Consider the following 18,285-nt stretch of genomic DNA (forward strand, 5'->3'; position numbering starts at 1 on the left):
CTATTCCTCTCGATTCTTCGGGTCGGTCGTCGCCGTATGCCCGCCAAATTGGTTACGGTTCATGGTGATCAGCGTCGCCGTGTGCGGTGTGCTGGATACGCGGCGGGGCATGCGCCCGCCAAGTCCCATGATGGTCTCATCCATCTGCGCGGTCTCCTGATCGAGCAGACGTCGTTCTATGCGCGACAGCGTGCGCGAAACGGTCAGCGCGTCCTTCGGACGGTCAAGCGGATCCTTGGACAGCATCGACATGACGAACTGCCGAAGCTGCACATCTATGGAATCCGGCAGCGGGGGCACCGGGTCGTTGACGTGTGCGGCGGCGATGTCGACCGGCGTGGTGCCGGTGAACGGCCGATGCCCGCACAGCCCTTCGTACGCGACGACGCCCAGCGAGTAGATGTCGGATTGCGGCGTGGCCTGTTTGCCTTGCGCCTGCTCGGGGGAGATGTACTGCGCGGTGCCGACGACCATGCCATCCTGCGTGATCTGCTCCTGGTTCGTGGAGTAGGAGACGCCGAAATCGGTGATTTTCACCTCGCCCGTAGTGGAGACCATGATGTTGGCCGGCTTGACGTCGCGGTGGATCACGCCGTGGCTGTGCGCCACGAACAGGCCGCGCGCGGTCTGGATCAGTATCGGCAGCAGTTCCGTCGCGGGCAGCGTGCCACGGTCGCGGTAGATGTCGGCCAGCGAGTCGCTGGGCACGTACTCCATGATGAGGAAGCCGATGCTGTCGTGCTCGTAATACTCGAACAGCGCGGCGATGTTGGGGTGCGCCAGATTGGCGGAATTGTGCGCTTCCGCCCGCAGACGGTGCAGCTTGGCCTCGACGTTGCCCTGATCGTCGCGCAGCGCCTTGATGGCGACGGGACGGTTGAGCTGGATGTCGTGGCCTTTCCACACCTCTCCCATGCCGCCCTGCGCCAGTCGGCGATCCAGGCGGTAACGGCGGTGGATGAGTTGTCCTTCGACGAGTTTCATTGTTTCAGGGCCTCCTCCATCAGTGAACGCATGATCGGTCCGGCGGCTTCCACACCGTACTGATTGACATTATGGATAACAACGGAGACCGCGATCTTCGGGTTGTCGGCGGGGGCGAACCCGATAACCCATGCGTCGTTGGTCTGGTTGGAGCTGCCGATCTGCGCGGTTCCGGTCTTCGCCGCGACCTTGATGCCGCTCAGCTGCAGGCTGGGCGCGTCATGCTCGACCACCGACTGCATCATCTGGTTGAGCTTGGACGCCGTGCTGGAGCTGAACGCGGTGGACATCACTTCGGGCGTGGCTTCGGACAGCGTACTCAGGTCGCTGGCCCGCACGCGGTCCACCAGCGTCGGCCTCATGAGCTTGCCGTCGTTCGCGATGGCCGCGGCGACCATCGCGTTCTGCAATGGCGTGGACAGCACGTCGCCCTGGCCGATGGACGCCAGCGCCACCTTGTCGTCGGACAGCGTGTCGGGGAACTTGGCGGCGACGGACTTCATCGGGCGCCCGGACGACGAGGTGCCGTCGATGGTGATCGAGCTTCCGTAGCCGAGCTTCTTCGCCTGCTCGGCGATCTTGTCCTGGCCGAGTTTCACGCCGAGCTGGGCGAACGCGGTGTTGGACGAGTATGTCAGCGCGTCCTGCAGCGTGATCTTGCCGTCGATGCCGTTCGCCGCGGTGGTGGTGTTGGTCAGGTTCGTCGAGGTTCCGGGCAGCGTATAGCTCGCTCCGGCGGGAATCTGAGTATCGGTGTCGTAGTCGCCGGATTCCAGCGCCGTCGCGGCGACGATGGTCTTGAACGTGGATCCGGGCGGGTACAGCTGCGAGGTCGCACGGTTGATCATCGGGCTGTTGGCCTGCGCGGCGAGTTTCGAATAGTTCGCGGTGGCTTTCTTCGTGTCGTGCGTGGCGAGAGCGTTCGGATCGTAGCTGGGGGCGCTCGCCAGGGTCAGGATGCGGCCGGTCTTGACCTCGATGACCACTGCGGCGCCGTCGTTGCTGCCGAGTTGCTGGTAGGCGAGCTGCTGCAGCTTGGGATTGATGGACGTCTCGATGGACGCGCCCTTGTTCTCGACGCCGGTGAACAGCGATTTCAGCTGATCCCAGAACAGCGCGTCCGCCTTGCCGCTCAGCAGCTTGTTGCGGGATGATTCGATGCCGCGGTCGCCGCGCTGGGTGACCGAGAAGAAGCCGGTCACCGGGGCGTACACCGGCCCGTTCGTGTAGGAACGCTGGTATGAGAACACGTCGTTGACCGGGGTCGACTGCGCGAGGATCGTCCCGTCGGACGCGAGTATGGCGCCTCGGGGAGCGCCGTATTCCTGATACAGCGCCCTTGCGTTGCGCGGGCCGGAGCTCAGCGAGTTGGCGCGGATGGCGGTGATGATCGTGGTGGACATGCCGAGTACCACGAACAAGGCGATGACGGCGGTGAACAGCTGCCTGAGGTATTTGTTCATCGCGCACCTGCCTCGATGATTTCCGTGGTCTGGTTGTTCGCCGCCGCGTGGCGGGGTTCCGGTGGCCGCTCGGCCTGCGGTTCGCGTTCGGGTGCGGACTCCTTGTCAGTGCGTTCCTTCAGCTCGCGGTCACGCAGCACCGCCAGCGCCTCGTATTGGAACGTGTCGGACAGTGTGTCCGGCTCCGGGCGGTTCGCCGCGTTCGAGATGATCATCAGCAGCGCGGCGAGCAGGTAGTTCGCGATCAGCGATGAGCCGCCGGCGGCCATGTACGGCATGGTCATGCCGGTCAGCGGGATTACCAGCGTGATGCCGCCGACCACGGTGAATACCTGGAAGGCCATCGTGAACACCAGTCCGGAGGCCAGCAGCTTGCCGAACCCGTCCTTGATCTTCATGGCGGTGATGAACCCGGACGCGATGATCAGCAGGTACAGCACCAGAACGGCCATCAGACCGGTCAAGCCCAGCTCCTCGCCGACCGACGAATAGATGAAGTCGGAATTCGCGAACGTGGTCAGACCCGGCTGCCCGTGACCCAGGCCGGTGCCGGTCATGCCGCCGGAGGCCATGCCGAAGATGCCCGTGACCAGCTGCCACGAGCCGCCTATGCGGTTGTACTGCTCGTCGCTGAACGGGTGCAGCCATGAGTCCACGCGCTGGCCGACGTGGCTGAACACGCTGGCCGCGGCGACCGCGCCTACGGCGAACGCGATGAAGCCGATGACGATCCAGCTTCTGCGCCCGGTGGCCGCGTACAGCATCGCGACGAACATCGCGAAGAACATCAGCGACGTGCCCAGATCGCGCTGCATGATGAGCACGCCCATCGAGATCAGCCACACCATGATGATCGGACCGAGGTCCTTGATGCGGGGCAGCTGGAGTCCCAGCACCTTCTTGCCTCCCACGGCGAGCTGGTCGCGGTGGTCGAACAGGTAGGCGGCGAAGAAGAACGCGAGGAACAGCTTGGCGAATTCGGCGGGCTGCAGCGAATATCCGCCGATGCGGATCCAGATCTTGGCGCCGTTGATGTTGCGCCCCAGACCGGGGATCATGGGCGACAGCAGCAGTATCAGGCCTATCACCATGTTCACGTACGAGTATTTGCGCAGCACACGATAGTCGCGCATGACCGCCACGAGGATGCCACACAGCGTCAGGGCTATGCACAACCAGATCAGCTGCCTTGAGCCGACCGAGGAATTACCGGACTTGTCGATGCGCGCGATCATCACCACGCCGATCGCGGTCAGCATCAGCACGCATGGCAGAATCGCCTGGCTGGCGTACGGCTTGAACCGCAGCAGCAGTCCCCACAGCACGAGGAACAGCGCGCCGACCACGGCCAGCAGGCCGATGTAGTTGGCGGGGAAGTGGCCGTAGACGCGCAGGAACATCTGGTAGAAGGCGACGACGCTGATCAGCATGGCGAACAGCAGCAGCGACGCCTGACGGAGACGTATGGGGATCATTGGGCGTCACCGCCGTCTGTGCCGGTGGACGATGCGTCCGTGCCGGTATCGCCCGCGGTGCCATCCGCAGTGCCGCCGTCGGTCTGGCTGCTGCCGGCGCTTGAGTCGCCGTCCGTGCCGTTCGACCCGGATGAGTCGGATGAGTCGGATGAGTCGGACGTGCCGTTGCCCGCGTCGCCGGACGACTTGGACGTGTTGGAATTGTCGTTGAAGTTGCTTTTCTCCTGACGGATGACCTGCACGTGCTGGATGGCCTCGTCATAGCTGTTGAAGGTGATGCCGTCCTGCAGCTGGTCGCGCCACGCCTGCGGCAGCGAGTCGATGTCGATGTTCGTGCGCTTGACCTCGTGCGACAGCGCCAGGCCGAACACGTTGGTGTTCACGCCTTGGTACACGGCCACCACGCCGTCTGCGTTGCCGATGAAGTATTTCGTCTGGCTCCAGCGGTAGGCGCCGAAAGCGCCGCCCGTGGCAAGCGCGAGCGCGGCGATCACGATGAGGATTGCGATCAGACGATTGCGGCGGCCGCGCTTGCGCGTCTCCTTGCGCTGCGTCTGCCGCTCGTGATGGATGGCCTTGGCGACGTCGGGATCGTTGGGATCGTCGGTGACATGGCCGTCACGCTTCTGGATGACCGGTATCTCGCCGGTGTCGGGGTTGGCGCGTTCGCCGTTCTCCTCGCGCACGGCCGGCGGCTGCGCGACGCGCGGCGACGGCTGCGAGGCGGGCTGGCTCTGTATCAGCGCGGCGGCGCGTTGCGCTGGCGATGCGTTCGCGTCGCGCAGCATGGGCGCGGTGGCGACAGGCTCGTTGAGGATGTCTGCGATGGGCTCCAGGCTGGCGCTCGCCGCTCCGGCGACCAGTGGGGTCTGGTGGGGCAGGTCGAAGGCATCCGCGTCGAGAGCCAGCGTGGCGTCGGCGATGACCGCGGTCACGTTGTCGGTGCTGCCGGCCTTCAAGGCCATCGAAACCAGCTGCTGGGCGCATTCCTCCTGATCGGAGTAGGCGGTGAGCGTCTGCTCGATGGTGGAATCCTCCAGCACGCCGCACAGGCCGTCGGAGCACAGCATCCAACGGTCGGTTGGATGGGCGGCCCGAATGGCGATGTCGGGGTGCGGATCGATGTCGAAGTCGCCGAGCACGCGCATGACGACGTTGCGCTGCGGATGGTTGCGCGCCTCCGCGGGGCTGATGCGGCCTGTGTCGATGAGATGCTGAACGTAGCTGTGGTCCTGCGTCATGCGGGTCAGGCGACCGTCGCGCAGCAGGTACGCGCGCGAGTCGCCGATGTGCGCGAGCACCCAGTAGCCCGCGACCAGCGCCACGGCGGTCATCGTGGTGCCCATGCCGGCGAGCTTGCGCTCGCGCTTCGCCTTGCCGACGATCGCGTCGTGCGCGGCCATGACGGACGTTTCCATCATCCGGGCGACGGTGCTCACGTCGCCGTTGACGTCATCGTGCTCGATGTGGGCGAGTGAACGGATGGCGATGGTCGAGGCGGTGTCGCCGCCGGCATGGCCACCCATGCCGTCGCAGATCGCGATGAGGTGCTCCCCGGCGAACGCGGAATCCTGGTTGTTGGAGCGCACGGTGCCGACGTCGGACACCGTGGTCGAGTACAGGAACAAGGTCTGTGATGCAACGGAATTTGGCATGAGCCGTCACCTCAATTCGAAGGTGGTGGCGCCAATGCGCACCGGCATGCGCGGGGGCAGCAGCATGGGCATGTTCAGCCGCTGCTGGTTGACGATGGTGCCGTTGGTGCTTCCCAAATCCTCGATCGCCCATTGACCGGAGGCGGGATCCTTATATATGCGGGCGTGATGCGAGGAGACGAATTCGTCGTCGAGCACCACGGTGTTGGACGCGGCGCGTCCCAGCGTGATGGATTCGCTGGTCAGCGGCACGGAGGCGCCGGCCTTCGGGCCATCGATGATGACCAGCAGTGTGGGACCGGATTGCGGCGTGCGCTGCTGGCTTTGGCGCGGCGGCGTAACGGGCGCGGTCTGTGCGGCGGCCGGGCCGGACGGTGCCGGGCCGTCAGAGGATTTCATCGCGCGCTTGTCTCGGCGGCGTCGGGCCCGCGACGGCTGCGGGCTGAACGCTTCGATGTCTTTGTGCAGCGATCGCACCGCAAGCCAGACAAAGACCCACAGCAGGATCAGGAATCCATACTTGAGGATCGCAAATGTCAGTTCGGTCATAACGGAAAGTCGACTCCTGGCTCGGGGTCACTCCTGCTCTCGTGAGGAAGCCCAGAACAGGATGCGGGTGCGGCCGATGGTGATGGTATTGCCGTCCAGCAGCGTCGCGGCCGGCACCTGATGGCCTTCGACGTACGTGCCGTTGGTCGAGCCCAGATCGCGCGCGATGACGCCGTTGGGGGTCAGGTCAATTTCCAGGTGCTTGCGGGAGATGCCGGGATCGTCGATGACGATGTCGCAGCCGGAGCCGCGGCCGATCACCGTCTTGCTCTCGGTGAGCAGGTAGGGGTTGCCGTTGATGTCAAGCATCGGATGGTCCTCGGCCTGGTCGGTGGTGGTCACGGGGACCGCGTTGCCCTGCACGGATTCGGAGCTCAGGTTGAAGCTGCCCTTGGGCAGGTCGAGGTCCTCCTCGAAGATGACCATCACGGGGCCGACGAACGCATAATGCTGGCTCTTGGCGTATTGCGTGAGGTTGTCCGCCAGCTCGTTGGCGAGCACTTCGCTGCCCCACTGTTCGATGCGATCGAAGTCGGCCGTGCTGAGCTTGAAACGGTATTCGTTCGGGGCTACCGTGCGGTCGCGGCCGACCGGCATGGCTTCGGCGTCGATCTCGCGCTCCAGGGCGCTGGAAAGGTCGACAGGCTTCAGGTCTTTGGAGCCGAACTTGGAAAAGACTCCGTTGACCGCGCCTTCTACACTTTTCTCAAAACGGTCGAGAACGCTCATGGTGATCCCTTTCTATATCCTTACCCATCCTATACGTCAGTGGGGAAGTCAATTGTGATTTCTGAGGAAAAAGCCTGTTTGAGCGCAAAATTTCCACTTCTGACACGGCGTTGTGGGGCGTGAGACCTATTTGGACCGATGCCGTCCGCCTGATGCGCCAGCCCGCGGGGCGATCATGGGGAGGCAAGGGGGAGGGCTGCCGGCGTGGTTTGCCCAGTGCGGTGGCTACCGTGGTGGGCATGAACGATATGACGACTCTTCATGATGCAATCGGCGATTTTCCCCGCCACAAGGCGCAGACGCTGCGGTTCTCCTGCGGCGCCCCGCGTTCCGCGACCGCGATTGGCGACGGTTCCCGCGCGCTGTTCCTGCGTTCCGACGGCCCTGAGGACCTGGTGACCTCGCTGTGGCTGAGCGTGTTCGACGCGGACGGCACACATCGGGAGGTGCTGCTGGCCGACCCGCGTGTGCTGCTTGCGGACGCTGATGACGAGGACGTGCCTGCCGAGGAGAAGGTCCGTCGCGAGCGCGCCCGTGAAGGCGGCTCGGGCATTGTCTCGTATTCGGTGGATGCGGCTGGCCGCCGTGTGGTCTTCACGATCAACGGTCAGCTGTTCCTGACCGAGATCGCCGAAGACGGCAGCGGTCGCACCCGTATGCTGGCGGCGGATGGCATCGCCGCAGGAGAGGGTGCCACGCCGGTGCTTAATCCGCGCATATCGCCGGACGGCAGGCATGTGGCGTACACGACCGGCGAACATCTGATGCTGGTCGACATCGCGCCGCAGTGGCCGTCTGACAGTCGTCATGATGATGCCACCGACGACGACTGCGACGGCCAGCCGGCGCCGCACGCGCACGGCCACCGCTGCGGCGACGAGGAGTCGGGCGCCCCCTACGACCCCTCCGCCGATAAGCTCAGCACGCTGTGGAGCGTGTATCCGGACGATGACGCCGACGAGAACACGTGGAAGATCGGTCTGGCCGAATTCGTCGCCGGCGAGGAGATGGACCGTTACGACGGCTTCTGGTGGGGGCCGGACTCCCGTCACATCATCTTCGAGACGTTCAACGCGGCACCTGAGCCGATGTGGTACATCAGCGACCCGGCGAACCCGCAGACGCCGGCCTCCGGCCGTCGATATGCGCGTGCGCTCACCAGCAACGCCGATGTGCGCCTGACGCTGGCGGAGCTCGCGTACGACGGGCACGACGAGTATGCGGGACTGGGCATCCAGCAGATCTCCTGGAACCGCAAGGACTATGAATATGTCGCCGCGGTGCACTGGTCCGCCGGCCATGAGCCATTGCTGCTGGTGCAGAACCGCCGACAGACGCGTGACCAGGTGCTCTCGGTGCATCTCGGCTCCGAGGCCTCTGCGGGCTCGGCGCCGGTCGGCTCCACGACCGTGCTGGAGGAGCATGCCAACGACCAGTGGCTCGACATCATCCAGGGCACGCCGGTCTTCACACCGGACGGACGCCTGGTCTGCGCGCTCAACGACATGGACGCCGACACCAACCGGCTGACGGTGGACGGCCGCCCGTTCACGCCCGCCGGCTGGCAGGTGCGAGAGGTGCTCGACGTCACCGATGAGGACGTGCTGGCGGTCGTGCAGCGCACCCCGGAACTGGACGGATACGAGGCGCCCGACGGACTGAGCCCGTGGCGAGGCAACGCCGATGGCCATGACGCCCGCAGCTTCGACGTGGTGAGCTTCGATTATGATGGCAATGTGCTGCCGATGACCGCACGGCCCGGCTCCTGGTCGGCCAGCCGGTGCGGCGAGGGCCTGGTGATCTCCGGGCGCGACATGGACTCGGCGAAATCCGTGATGTCGCACTCCTTCACGATGCGCCCGGTCGACGGGGGAGCCGCGCCGGAAAACGATGGCGATGGCTCCGCCGCGATGAGCACGCTCGTCTGCCCGATCGACAACCATGCCGCCGAACCCGGTTTCGCGCCGAACGTGCGCTTCGCCCGGCTCGGCGAGCACCGCCTGTACACGGCCATCATCGCGCCGAGCGCCGATAGCCCGTACGCGAAGGCCGACAGGCTGCCGGTGCTGCTCAAGCCGTACGGCGGCCCCGGATTCCAGCAGGTCGTGTTCAACCAGGCGTACTACTGGGACGCGCAGTGGTGGGCCGACCAGGGCTTCCTGGTCGTCACCGCCGATGGCCGCGGCACCACAGGCCGCGGGCCGCGATGGGACCGTGAGATCTTCGAGAACATGAAGGACGTCACGCTTGCCGACCAGGTGGAGGCGGTGCATGCGTTGGCCCAGGCCGTCGAGGAGCTGAACCGCGGCACCGCGCAGGACGGCGACGCGTCGCGCATCCCCGCCCCGGACCTCGACAAGGTGTGCATGATCGGCTGGTCGTACGGCGGTTTCCTGTCGGCGCTCGCGGTGCTGGACGCCCCGGACGTGGTCAAGGCGGCATGCGCCGGCGCCCCGCCCACCGATTGGACGCTGTACGACACGCATTACACCGAGCGCTACCTCGGGCTCGACCCGGCGGCGTACGAGCGCAACAGCATCATCGCCGACGCGCCGAAGCTCGCCCGCCCGCTGATGCTGATTCATGGCTTCGCCGACGACAACGTGACCATCGCGCACAGCCTGCGCCTCAGTCAGGCGCTGATGGCCGCCGGCCGTCCGCACACCTTCCTGCCGCTGACCGGAATCACGCATATGACCAATGACCCGGTCGTCGCGGAGAACCTGCTGACGCTGCAGCGCGACTTCCTGCGCGATGCCCTCGACCTGTGACCGGTCGCCCGTTTCGGGGCGGAATGGAACGGCATTCCGCCCCGAAACGCGGCAAATGCGACATCGGCGGCGCTTGTGCACAGTATGTCCGATATCGCGTTCGACATATGGGCGGTTCGTGTCCACATATGGCCTCGGCGGTGCGCTGTGGGCGAATCCAGCTCTTACGGCTGGGGATATACTCTCACTGAGCATGATCGGGCGGAAGATACGAAACGGGGGGTTTGGTGCGTACGATTTGGCGAATATTCACGCGCGACCTCATGCGCATCCTGCGCAACCCGGTCGCGGTGGTGGTGACGCTGGGCGTGGCCATCATCCCCTCTCTGTATGCATGGTTCAACATCCTCGCCAACTGGGACCCGTATTCGTCGACCGGCAACCTCCAGGTCGCCGTCGCCAATGAAGACAAGGGCACTACATCAGATCTGGTCGGGCGGCTCGACGCGGGCAAGCAGGTCGTCAGCCAGCTCAAGAAGAACGACCGGCTCGGCTGGACGTTCGTCAGCGCCGACAAGGCCGTGGAAGGCGTGCAGTCCGGCGAATACTACGCGGCGATCGTACTGCCGAAGGACTTCAGCGAAAGCCTGATCAATTCGATCACCGGCTCTTCCGACAAGCCGAACATCATCTACTACGTCAACGAGAAAAAGAACGCCATCGCGCCGAAAATCACCGATACGGGCGCCACGACCATCGACTCCCAGATCAACGCGACATTTGTCTCCACCGTCAGCAAGACACTCGCCCAAACGATAACGAAGGAGGGCGGCAAGCTCAGCCAGTCCGCCGACGGCACGCGCACCAGCGTCGTCAACGACCTCAACGGCCTCATCGAGCAGCTGAACGACATCGACTCATCGCTCGGGCGCATGGGCGGCACGTTCGACGATGCGGAAAAGGGCATCAAACAGGCCAAGTCCACCGTCGCCTCGCTGAAACGTCAGATCTCATCCGCGCAGAAAGCCGCGAAACAGTCGCAGAAACTGCTCACGCAGGTGCAGGGCAGCGCCCAATCGTTCTCGTCGTCGCTTGCAGGCGCGTTCGACAACGGATCCGTGCAGCTGTCCGGCATCGGCGTCAGCGTGAACAACGCGGCGGGAGACGCGCTCAGCGCCTTCAACACCGCACAAGGCAGCATCGACGACATCACCAACGCTCTGCAGAAGCCGCTCGACGGCGCGGCTACGCTGTCCAGCGACCTCAAGGACGCGATGAACAAGGCCGGCATCGGCCGCGACACCGCCATCGGCAAGCAGATCTGGCAGCAGATAGACGCGCTCGACAAGACCGTGAACACCCAGCAGGGCCAGCTCGACGCCTTCCACAAGGACACGTCACAGTTCATCAGCTCCGGCAAGAGCGCGGCCACCAGCCTTTCGGACGCCACCAGCACCGCCACCGGCAGCGGCATCGGCATACTCAACCGCGCACGCACGACGCTCACCGGAACCGTCACCCCGAACCTGACCGCGGGATTGAGCAACTTCGCCACGCTCAGCGGCACAATCGACGGCACGCTGTCATCGCTGTCATCCACGCTCGGCCAGTCCGACAGCCTGTTTGACGAGCTGTCCGACACGCTGAGCCAGGCGAAAACCACCGTGGCCGGCACGCAGAAATCGCTCGCCGACCTCACCGACAGCGTCAGCGGCGTGCGCACCGACATCGCCGCGCTCGGCAGTTCGGCCACATACCAGAAAATCGAGCAGGCCCTGAACATCGACGGCGACAGCTTCGGCGAATTCATGGGCACACCGGTCAAACTGTCCACCAAAAGCGTCTACCCGATGGACAACTACGGCTCCGCGGTCACCCCGTTCTACACGAACCTGGCGCTGTGGGTCGGCGGCTTCGTGCTCATCGCCATCTACAAGCTAGAGGTCGACCGCGAGCGGCTCGGCGACGTGACCGCGTCGCAGGCGTATCTCGGGCGGTGGATGCTGTTCGTGGTCGTCGGATTCCTCCAGGCCCTGATCGTCATGATCGGCGATCTGGTGCTCGGCATCCAATGCCAGCGTCCGGTGCTGTTCGTCCTCGCCGGTCTGTTCTGCTCGTTCGTGTACATCAACATCATCTATGCGCTCGCGGTCGCGTTCCGGCATATCGGCAAGGCGGTCGCCGTGATACTGGTGATCGTCCAGATTCCGGGCGCGTCGGGCCTGTACCCGATTGAGATGATGCCGGACTTCTTCCGGGAGCTGCACCCGTGGCTGCCGTTCACGTACGGCATCAACGCGATGCGTGGCCCGATAGCGGGACTCTACGGCAACCATTACTGGATCGACATGCTGCATCTGTTCCTGTACCTGCCCGTCGCGCTGTTCATCGGGCTGGTCGTGCGCCGGTACGCGCTGAACCTGAACGCGCTGTTCGACCGGCGGCTGGCCGAAACCGACCTGATGATGACCGAGCACAACGCGATGGTCAACGAGTCGGTGAGCTTCTCTTCGATCCTGAACGAGTTCTCGAACACCGAAGAGCTTCGCAAGGTGATCCGCCGTCGCGCGAAACGGTTCTTCGGGCGCTATCCGCGGCTGATCCGCGCCGGGCTGGCCCTGCTGATCGTGCTGCCGTTCGTGTTCCTCATCCTGCTGTTCGTCATCCCAAACAAGGTGGCGATGCTGACGACGTGGATCCTGTCGATAATCATCATCGATGCCTTCCTGATCGTGGTCGAATACATGCGGGACCGGTACGCGCGGCAGCTGGGCGTCAGCGCCATGAGCGCGGACGCGTTCCGCGACGCCGTGCTGCGTGGATACACGCACCGGCACCTGACGTTCCGCACGTCCGGGAGGTCGCCGCGCAGGCATGCGGCCGTCTCCAAGGCGGCTCGGGACGACGGTGATGCCGGGGCCGCCGGCGACGGTGACATCGTGGAGCTCGGTGAACTCGACGGCCTTGACTGGCCGGCGCAACCGATTTCAGGCAATGACGATGCCGAGGGCGGCAATAACGGCAATGAGGAGAGCGTCGGGGAGACCACCGAGCAGATACCGCCCGCAGGGCATATGCCGTTCGCCGGGCAGGAGGACGAGACGCGATGAAAAACATCTGGAGGATCTTCACGCGCGACGTCTGCCACGCCACGCGCAATGTCATCGCGATCATCGTGGCCATGGGACTGATCATCGTGCCGGCGCTGTACGCCTGGTACAACATCGCCGCCAGCTGGGACCCGTACGGCAACACCAAATCGTTGAAAGTGGCCGTGGCGAACGTCGACAGCGGATACAAATCCGACCTGATCCCGGTGCGTGTCAACATCGGCGAGACCGTCGTCAGCTCGCTGCGCGCCAACCATGACCTCGACTGGCAGTTCGTCGACCGCGACACCGCGATCGACGGCGTGCATTCTGGCGAATACTACGCGGCGCTGATCATCCCTAAGCAGTTCAGCGCCGACATGATGACGCTGTTCTCGCCGGAAATGAAGCACGCCGAACTGGAGTACTACCTCAACGAGAAAATCAACCCGATCGCGCCGCACATCACCGATCAGGGCGCGTCCACGGTCGCCACGACCATCGACCAGACCTTCGCGAAGACCCTCGCGCAGGTCGCCCTCGACCTGGTATCCAGCCTGCTGAAATTCGCGCAAAGCCCGCAAATGAGCGAGTACGTATCCAACGCCACGAAACACATTTCGTCGATTTCGTCGCAGCTGAAGTCCGCCGCGTCACAGGCCGACTCCTACGCAAGCCTGATGGGCGCGACAGGCAAAATCATCAGCTCCACCGACCGTCTGCTCGGCTCGACCGGATCCAGCGCGTCGGACGCGAAGAAAGCGCTGAAACAGGGCACGACCGGCGTGAAAAGCCTGGACGAGGCCCTAGCCGGCGTCTCGACGAGCATGATCTCGTCGCTGTCCGACGCCGCGGGAGCCTACGACACGATCAGCAAGCAGGTGGACACCGCGTTCTCCGACATGGGCTCCCAATCCTCCCAGATTACCGACAAGCTCACCACGCTGCAGCGCAACATCCAATCGCAGGCCGACACATTCGGCACATACGCGGAGGCGCTGCGCTCGCTGGCCGACGCCGCGCACCTGCAGGCGGTCAAGGACGCGCTCAACAACGCGGCTCAGCAGGCGCAGAACACGCAGAACGAGCTGCAGAAGGTCGCCGACAGCATCGGCGACGCCTCCAAGAAAATCACCGACGGCACCGCCAGCGCGGACGACACGCGCAAATCCCTGAAGAAGCAGATAGCCGCCGCGAAGCAGTCGATCACCGACATGGCGAACACGTACGACACCACGATCAAGCCGCAACTCGACGAGCTGGGCAAGTCGATGAGCGATGTCGTCAAGCAGTCGGGGAGCGTCATCGACGGACTGGCCGCCACCGCCGCCAGCATGTCCGGCCTGTCCGGCGACATCACCGGCAGCCTGTCCGACGTGTAATCCTCGTTGGGCGACGCGGCGACCACCCTGAACGCCTCGGCCGAGAAACTCGACTCGCTCAACAAGCAGCTGACGGCGGTCGTCGGAGGCAGCGGCATGCCCGATCTCTCGCAGATCACGTCAACCGACCCCGATTCGATCGCCACGCTGCTGTCCGCCCCGGTCTCGGTGAACCGCATCGCGCTGTACCCGGTCGCCAACTATGGTTCCGCCATGACGCCGTTCTATACCGTGCTGTCGATCTGGGTGGGCGCGATCATCCTCGTCGCCATGATGAAGGTGTCGGTGTCCGACCGCGAGAAGGCGAAGGTGCTCGGCCTCGGCGAAACGCTGCCGATGGGCGAGACGATGGGCGTGAAGGATGCCGTGATCGCCGGACGGACCGCAGGGCCGGGCGCGATGCTCGACGTGCTGCGCAAGCCACGCCCCGAGTCGCCCGGCAACGCGCGACGGTTCGGCCTGCACCCGTATCAGGAGTATTTCGGGCGATACGCCATTTTCGGCGCGATGGCGCTGCTGCAGGGCACGCTGGTATGCCTGGGCGACATGTTCTTCCTCGGCGTGCAATGCGAGCATCCGCTGCAGTTCCTGATGGTCGGCTGGCTGTGCGCGCTGGTGTTCTCGCTGCTGATCTACACGCTGACCGTGTCGTTCGGCGACATCGGCAAGGCCATCGCCGTGGTGCTGCTGGTCATGCAGGTGGCCGGCTCGGGCGGTACCTTCCCGATCGAGACGTTGCCGCCGTTCTTCCAGACGATCTGCAAGTGGCTGTTGTTCCCGTACGGGGTCGATGCGATGCATTCGGCGATGGCGGGGTCGTTCGGCAACGAATACTGGGTGTCGATGGGCAAGCTGGCGCTGTTCATCCTGCCGGCGCTGCTACTCGGCCTGGTGCTGCGCAAGCCGGTGATGCGGCTGAATGATTGGATCATCCGCAATCTCGAATCCACCAAGGTCATGTGACGTGAGTCGGCGGGCGAGCGGTAGGCTGGCCGCGCGGGTGCGGCGGCCGGTAGCCGCCGGTTGCCGGCCGTCCGGCCGCCCGGCCGTGACGCCGGACGAAGCCGGTCGTTTCCCCGCCCGTCGCCGGCGTGAAAGGCGGTACAGTGGAGGCTATGCAAGTGAAGCTTATCGACGAGAACCGCTATGCAGACGAGATGCGCGAGACGGTGCTGCCCGCGCTCGCCACATGCCGGTCCGAAGGCTGGATGGCGCCGGCGGACGACGACGGTCTGCCGCCGCTGCAGCGTGCGGGCAAACTGCATTACGTGTGTTACGACGCGGCGAAATTCGACCGGTTGGGCGAGGACGGTGCCGCCGCCACATTCCGCGGTGCCGTGGTGATCTCCCACGGGTTCACGGAGTTCGCCGCGAAATATGCGGAGATGGTGTGGTACTTCCTGCTCGCAGGGTACTCGGTGTGCGTGTTCGAGCACCGCGGACATGGGTATTCCGCGCGTGACGTCGACAATTCGTCCCTAGTGTGGATTGATGATTGGCGGCGGTATGTGGCCGATCTGGCGAAATTCGCGGAGACGGTGGGCAAGGATTACGCGGATGGCCGTCCGCTGAACCTGTACTGCCATTCGATGGGCGGCGGCATCGGGGCGAGTGTGCTGGAGACGCATCCGACGCTGTTCGACAAGGCCGTGCTGTCGTGCCCGATGATCGCGCCGGTGACCGGTATGCCGAACTGGCTGGCGTCGGTGCTTGCCGGCGCGATGTGCCGGCTCGGGCTGGGACGGCACATGGTGTTCGGGCAGAGTGAGTTCACGCCGGAGCTGGATATGGCCGATTACGAGGGCGCGAGCGAGGCCCGCGTGCGCTGGTTCCAACAGCAGCGCATCGACGACCCGCATCAGCGGACGTACGCGGCGACATTCGCGTGGGTGCGGCAGGCGCTGCGACTGTCGCGTGCCGTGCAGCGGCCGGAGGCGTGCGACAATGTCGAGACGCCGGTGCTGCTGTTCCAGGCCGGGCGCGACGTGTGGGTGCTCAACGAGCCGCAGAACCGGTTCGCGCAGGAGGTCAACTCCGATGGAGGGAATGTGCGTGTGGTACGCATCGAGAACTCGCTGCATGAGATTTTCAGCATGCCCAATGCCGTTCTTGGGCCGTATCTGGAGCGGATTCTGGGCTTCTTCGGCTCATCTGAGATGCCGACGTTCTGATGGTTTGTGACGGATGCCGACCGGATGAGTCCGCAATGAAAGATGTCGTGAAACATGCCGTGAAACATATCGTGAAACAGTCGAAAACGCCGGCCGCCGAGTCGGCGCCCGAGACTGCATCATTCGAGCGTACGCCGAAAGCCATGCTGCTGGGCGCCGTGCTGGTGCTGCTTGGCGGTGTGCTGTGGGGCATCAACGCCACAGTGTCGAAATTGCTGATGGCCGACTATCACGCCGACCCGCTGTGGATCGCCTGCGTGCGCGAGCTCGCGGCCGGCGCGTTGTTCCTGGCCTGTGCCGGTGTGCGTACGCCGAAACTATTGGCAGGTGCGGTGCGCGACCGACGCTCCTACCCGATGCTGCTGCTCGCCGCGCTGACCTGCGTGCTGTTCGTGCAGGTCTCGTATCTGTCCGCGATCGACTGGACGAACTCCGGCACCGCGACCGTATTGCAGACGTTGAACCTGCTGTTCGTGCTGGCGTATGTGTGCATACGCGGGCGCCGCTGGCCGGGGCTGCGCGAGAGCATCGGCGTGGCGTTGGCGTTTACCGGTACGGTGCTGATCGCCACCGGAGGAGATCTTTCCACGCTGAAGCTGCCACTGGTCGGATTGCTATGGGGCCTCGCCGACGCGGCGTGTACGGCGGCGCTGTCGATTCTGCCGGCCAAGCTGGTAGCGCGATGGGGCAATCTTGCGGTCAACGGCATCATGTTCGTCATATCCGGTTTGGTGCTGACGCCGTTCGTCCGCCCGTGGGCCAGCGCGCCGCAGCTGGATTGGTTCGGCATGCTGCTGATGGTGTTCACCGTTGTCGGAGGCACGTTCGGCGCATATTGGCTGTTCCTGGCCGGCGTGATGCGTATCGGCTCGATGCGCGGCACAATGCTGGGTACCAGCGAGCCGATCGCCGCGACGATATCCGCCGTGCTGTGGGCCGGGGCGGTGTTCACGCCCACGGATTTCGTCGGCTTTGTGATGATCATTGTCATGGTGTTCCTCGTGCGCTAGCACGTGTGGCCCGCATGCCGACATACGGTCTCTCTCGCGTGCGACGCGCTTCACCGACTGTTTGCGTTCTTAAGTGCGCGCCGAGACGACAAGTCCGCGCACATAGGAACGTAAACAGGGCGATTTGCGTTCCTACGTGCGCATGGTCGTCGTTTTGGCGCGCACTTAAGAACGCAAAACCACGTTTCGCCCGCCAGGCCAGGCGTCGCGGGATGTGTGGATAGTGATAGGTGAGCATCCGAATGCATAGAACGGGGGCTGCCATGCATGAGTCATCGTATAAGGCCGGTTCGGGGCGACGTTATCAGTCCGGGCAGGGGCGTCCGGGTCGCGTTCCGCGGATCCTCGTCACTGTTGTCGCCGTAATCGCGCTCATCGTGGGCGGCCTCGCACTGGTTCGGGCCGTCGCACCCCATGCAATCGCGAAGCTGACAGCGGTATCCGTGCGCAGCCTGGCAATCGGCGCGGCGGCGCTGATCGTCGTCGCCATCATACTGATCGTCATGGCTCGCGTGGCTTCCCGACGCGGCAACCGAGTGAGCGTGCGCGGAACCGCAGGCGGAGCCATCGTCGCCGTCGTATTCGCCATCATGCTGACCGTAGCCGCGCTGCTGATCTCCAACCTGTTCAAGGACGGCATCGTCAAGCCGTCATCGCCCGACAAGTCACCTGCTCAGAGTGCGCAGAACATGCAACAATCAGTTGAGGAGGCTGGCATCTACTGCGAGTCCGGCTGGTCGGAACTCTCATCGCAAGGGTATCCGGGTGTGACGGACGTCGAGATATGCCTCAAGCCGCGCATCGCCTACGTCACGTTCGATAACGAATTCGCTGCCGACATGTACCGCGCGCCTTTGCGATACAAAATCATCGAGATGTTTGACGAGCAAGCGAACAGCACCATCTCCAAGGGAGACTGGCGGCTGTTGAGTGGCAAGAAATGGTCGGTGTTCAGCTACAGGACCATCATTGACAAGCTCCAGAAGCAGTGGGGTGGAACCGTCGAGAAAATAGGATGACGGCGGATGATCCGGGTGCGATGCAACCGCGGCACATGAGGCGCGGAC

At 64.4% G+C, this 18,285-nt stretch carries 11 protein-coding genes and 1 pseudogene; 6 read left to right on the plus strand and 6 right to left on the minus strand.

What is annotated here, in order from left to right:
• Genes BBBF_RS00470 through BBBF_RS00495 form a run of 6 tightly spaced genes read right to left on the minus strand, consistent with a single transcriptional unit; the run spans position 1 to position 6,855 of the window.
• Positions 1 to 984, minus strand: a complete 984-nt coding sequence (locus tag BBBF_RS00470; RefSeq protein ID WP_003816154.1) for a serine/threonine-protein kinase — start codon at positions 982 to 984, stop codon at positions 1 to 3.
• Entirely contained in the window at positions 981 to 2,447 is a 1,467-nt protein-coding gene (locus tag BBBF_RS00475; RefSeq protein ID WP_021647465.1) for a peptidoglycan D,D-transpeptidase FtsI family protein, read from the minus strand. The genes BBBF_RS00470 and BBBF_RS00475 overlap by 4 nt, the downstream gene beginning before the upstream one ends.
• Positions 2,444 to 3,922, minus strand: a complete 1,479-nt coding sequence (locus BBBF_RS00480; RefSeq protein WP_003811411.1) for an FtsW/RodA/SpoVE family cell cycle protein — start codon at positions 3,920 to 3,922, stop codon at positions 2,444 to 2,446. Before BBBF_RS00480 ends, BBBF_RS00475 begins: the two co-directional genes overlap by 4 nt.
• A complete protein-coding gene (locus BBBF_RS00485; protein ID WP_021647464.1) occupies positions 3,919 to 5,577 on the minus strand; it encodes a protein phosphatase 2C domain-containing protein in 1,659 nt (552 codons plus the stop codon). The genes BBBF_RS00480 and BBBF_RS00485 overlap by 4 nt, the downstream gene beginning before the upstream one ends.
• Before the next feature lie 6 nt (positions 5,578 to 5,583).
• On the minus strand, positions 5,584 to 6,126 hold the full coding sequence (locus tag BBBF_RS00490) for an FHA domain-containing protein FhaB/FipA (protein WP_003811415.1): 543 nt from the start codon (positions 6,124 to 6,126) through the stop codon (positions 5,584 to 5,586).
• 27 nt (positions 6,127 to 6,153) lie between these two features.
• Positions 6,154 to 6,855: an FhaA domain-containing protein gene (locus tag BBBF_RS00495; protein WP_003811419.1), complete on the minus strand. Its 702-nt coding sequence runs from the start codon at positions 6,853 to 6,855 to the stop codon at positions 6,154 to 6,156.
• 239 nt (positions 6,856 to 7,094) lie between these two features.
• Here BBBF_RS00495 and BBBF_RS00500 point away from each other — a divergent pair, with 239 nt between their 5' ends.
• The 6 genes and pseudogenes from BBBF_RS00500 (at position 7,095) to BBBF_RS00525 (ending at position 18,237) form a co-directional block, all read left to right on the plus strand.
• The gene (locus tag BBBF_RS00500; protein WP_003811420.1) at positions 7,095 to 9,626 is read left to right on the plus strand and encodes a S9 family peptidase; all 2,532 of its coding nucleotides are present in this window, start codon (positions 7,095 to 7,097) and stop codon (positions 9,624 to 9,626) included.
• A 227-nt stretch (positions 9,627 to 9,853) separates the two neighbouring features.
• A complete protein-coding gene (locus BBBF_RS00505; RefSeq protein WP_033509640.1) occupies positions 9,854 to 12,676 on the plus strand; it encodes a YhgE/Pip domain-containing protein in 2,823 nt (940 codons plus the stop codon).
• Positions 12,673 to 15,000 (plus strand): annotated as a pseudogene (locus BBBF_RS00510) (YhgE/Pip family protein). Before BBBF_RS00505 ends, BBBF_RS00510 begins: the two are co-directional and overlap by 4 nt.
• Positions 15,001 to 15,152: 152 nt before the next feature.
• Positions 15,153 to 16,208 (plus strand): alpha/beta fold hydrolase, encoded by a 1,056-nt coding sequence (locus BBBF_RS00515; protein ID WP_021647460.1) that lies wholly within the window; start codon positions 15,153 to 15,155, stop codon positions 16,206 to 16,208.
• Between the two features lie 35 nt (positions 16,209 to 16,243).
• A complete protein-coding gene (locus tag BBBF_RS00520; protein ID WP_021647459.1) occupies positions 16,244 to 17,218 on the plus strand; it encodes a DMT family transporter in 975 nt (324 codons plus the stop codon).
• 263 nt (positions 17,219 to 17,481) lie between these two features.
• Positions 17,482 to 18,237, plus strand: a complete 756-nt coding sequence (locus BBBF_RS00525) for a DUF1109 domain-containing protein (RefSeq protein ID WP_021647457.1) — start codon at positions 17,482 to 17,484, stop codon at positions 18,235 to 18,237.
• Positions 18,238 to 18,285: the final 48 nt, after the last annotated feature.

The sequence above is a fragment of the Bifidobacterium bifidum ATCC 29521 = JCM 1255 = DSM 20456 genome, from assembly GCF_001025135.1.
Lineage (GTDB): Bacteria > Actinomycetota > Actinomycetes > Actinomycetales > Bifidobacteriaceae > Bifidobacterium > Bifidobacterium bifidum.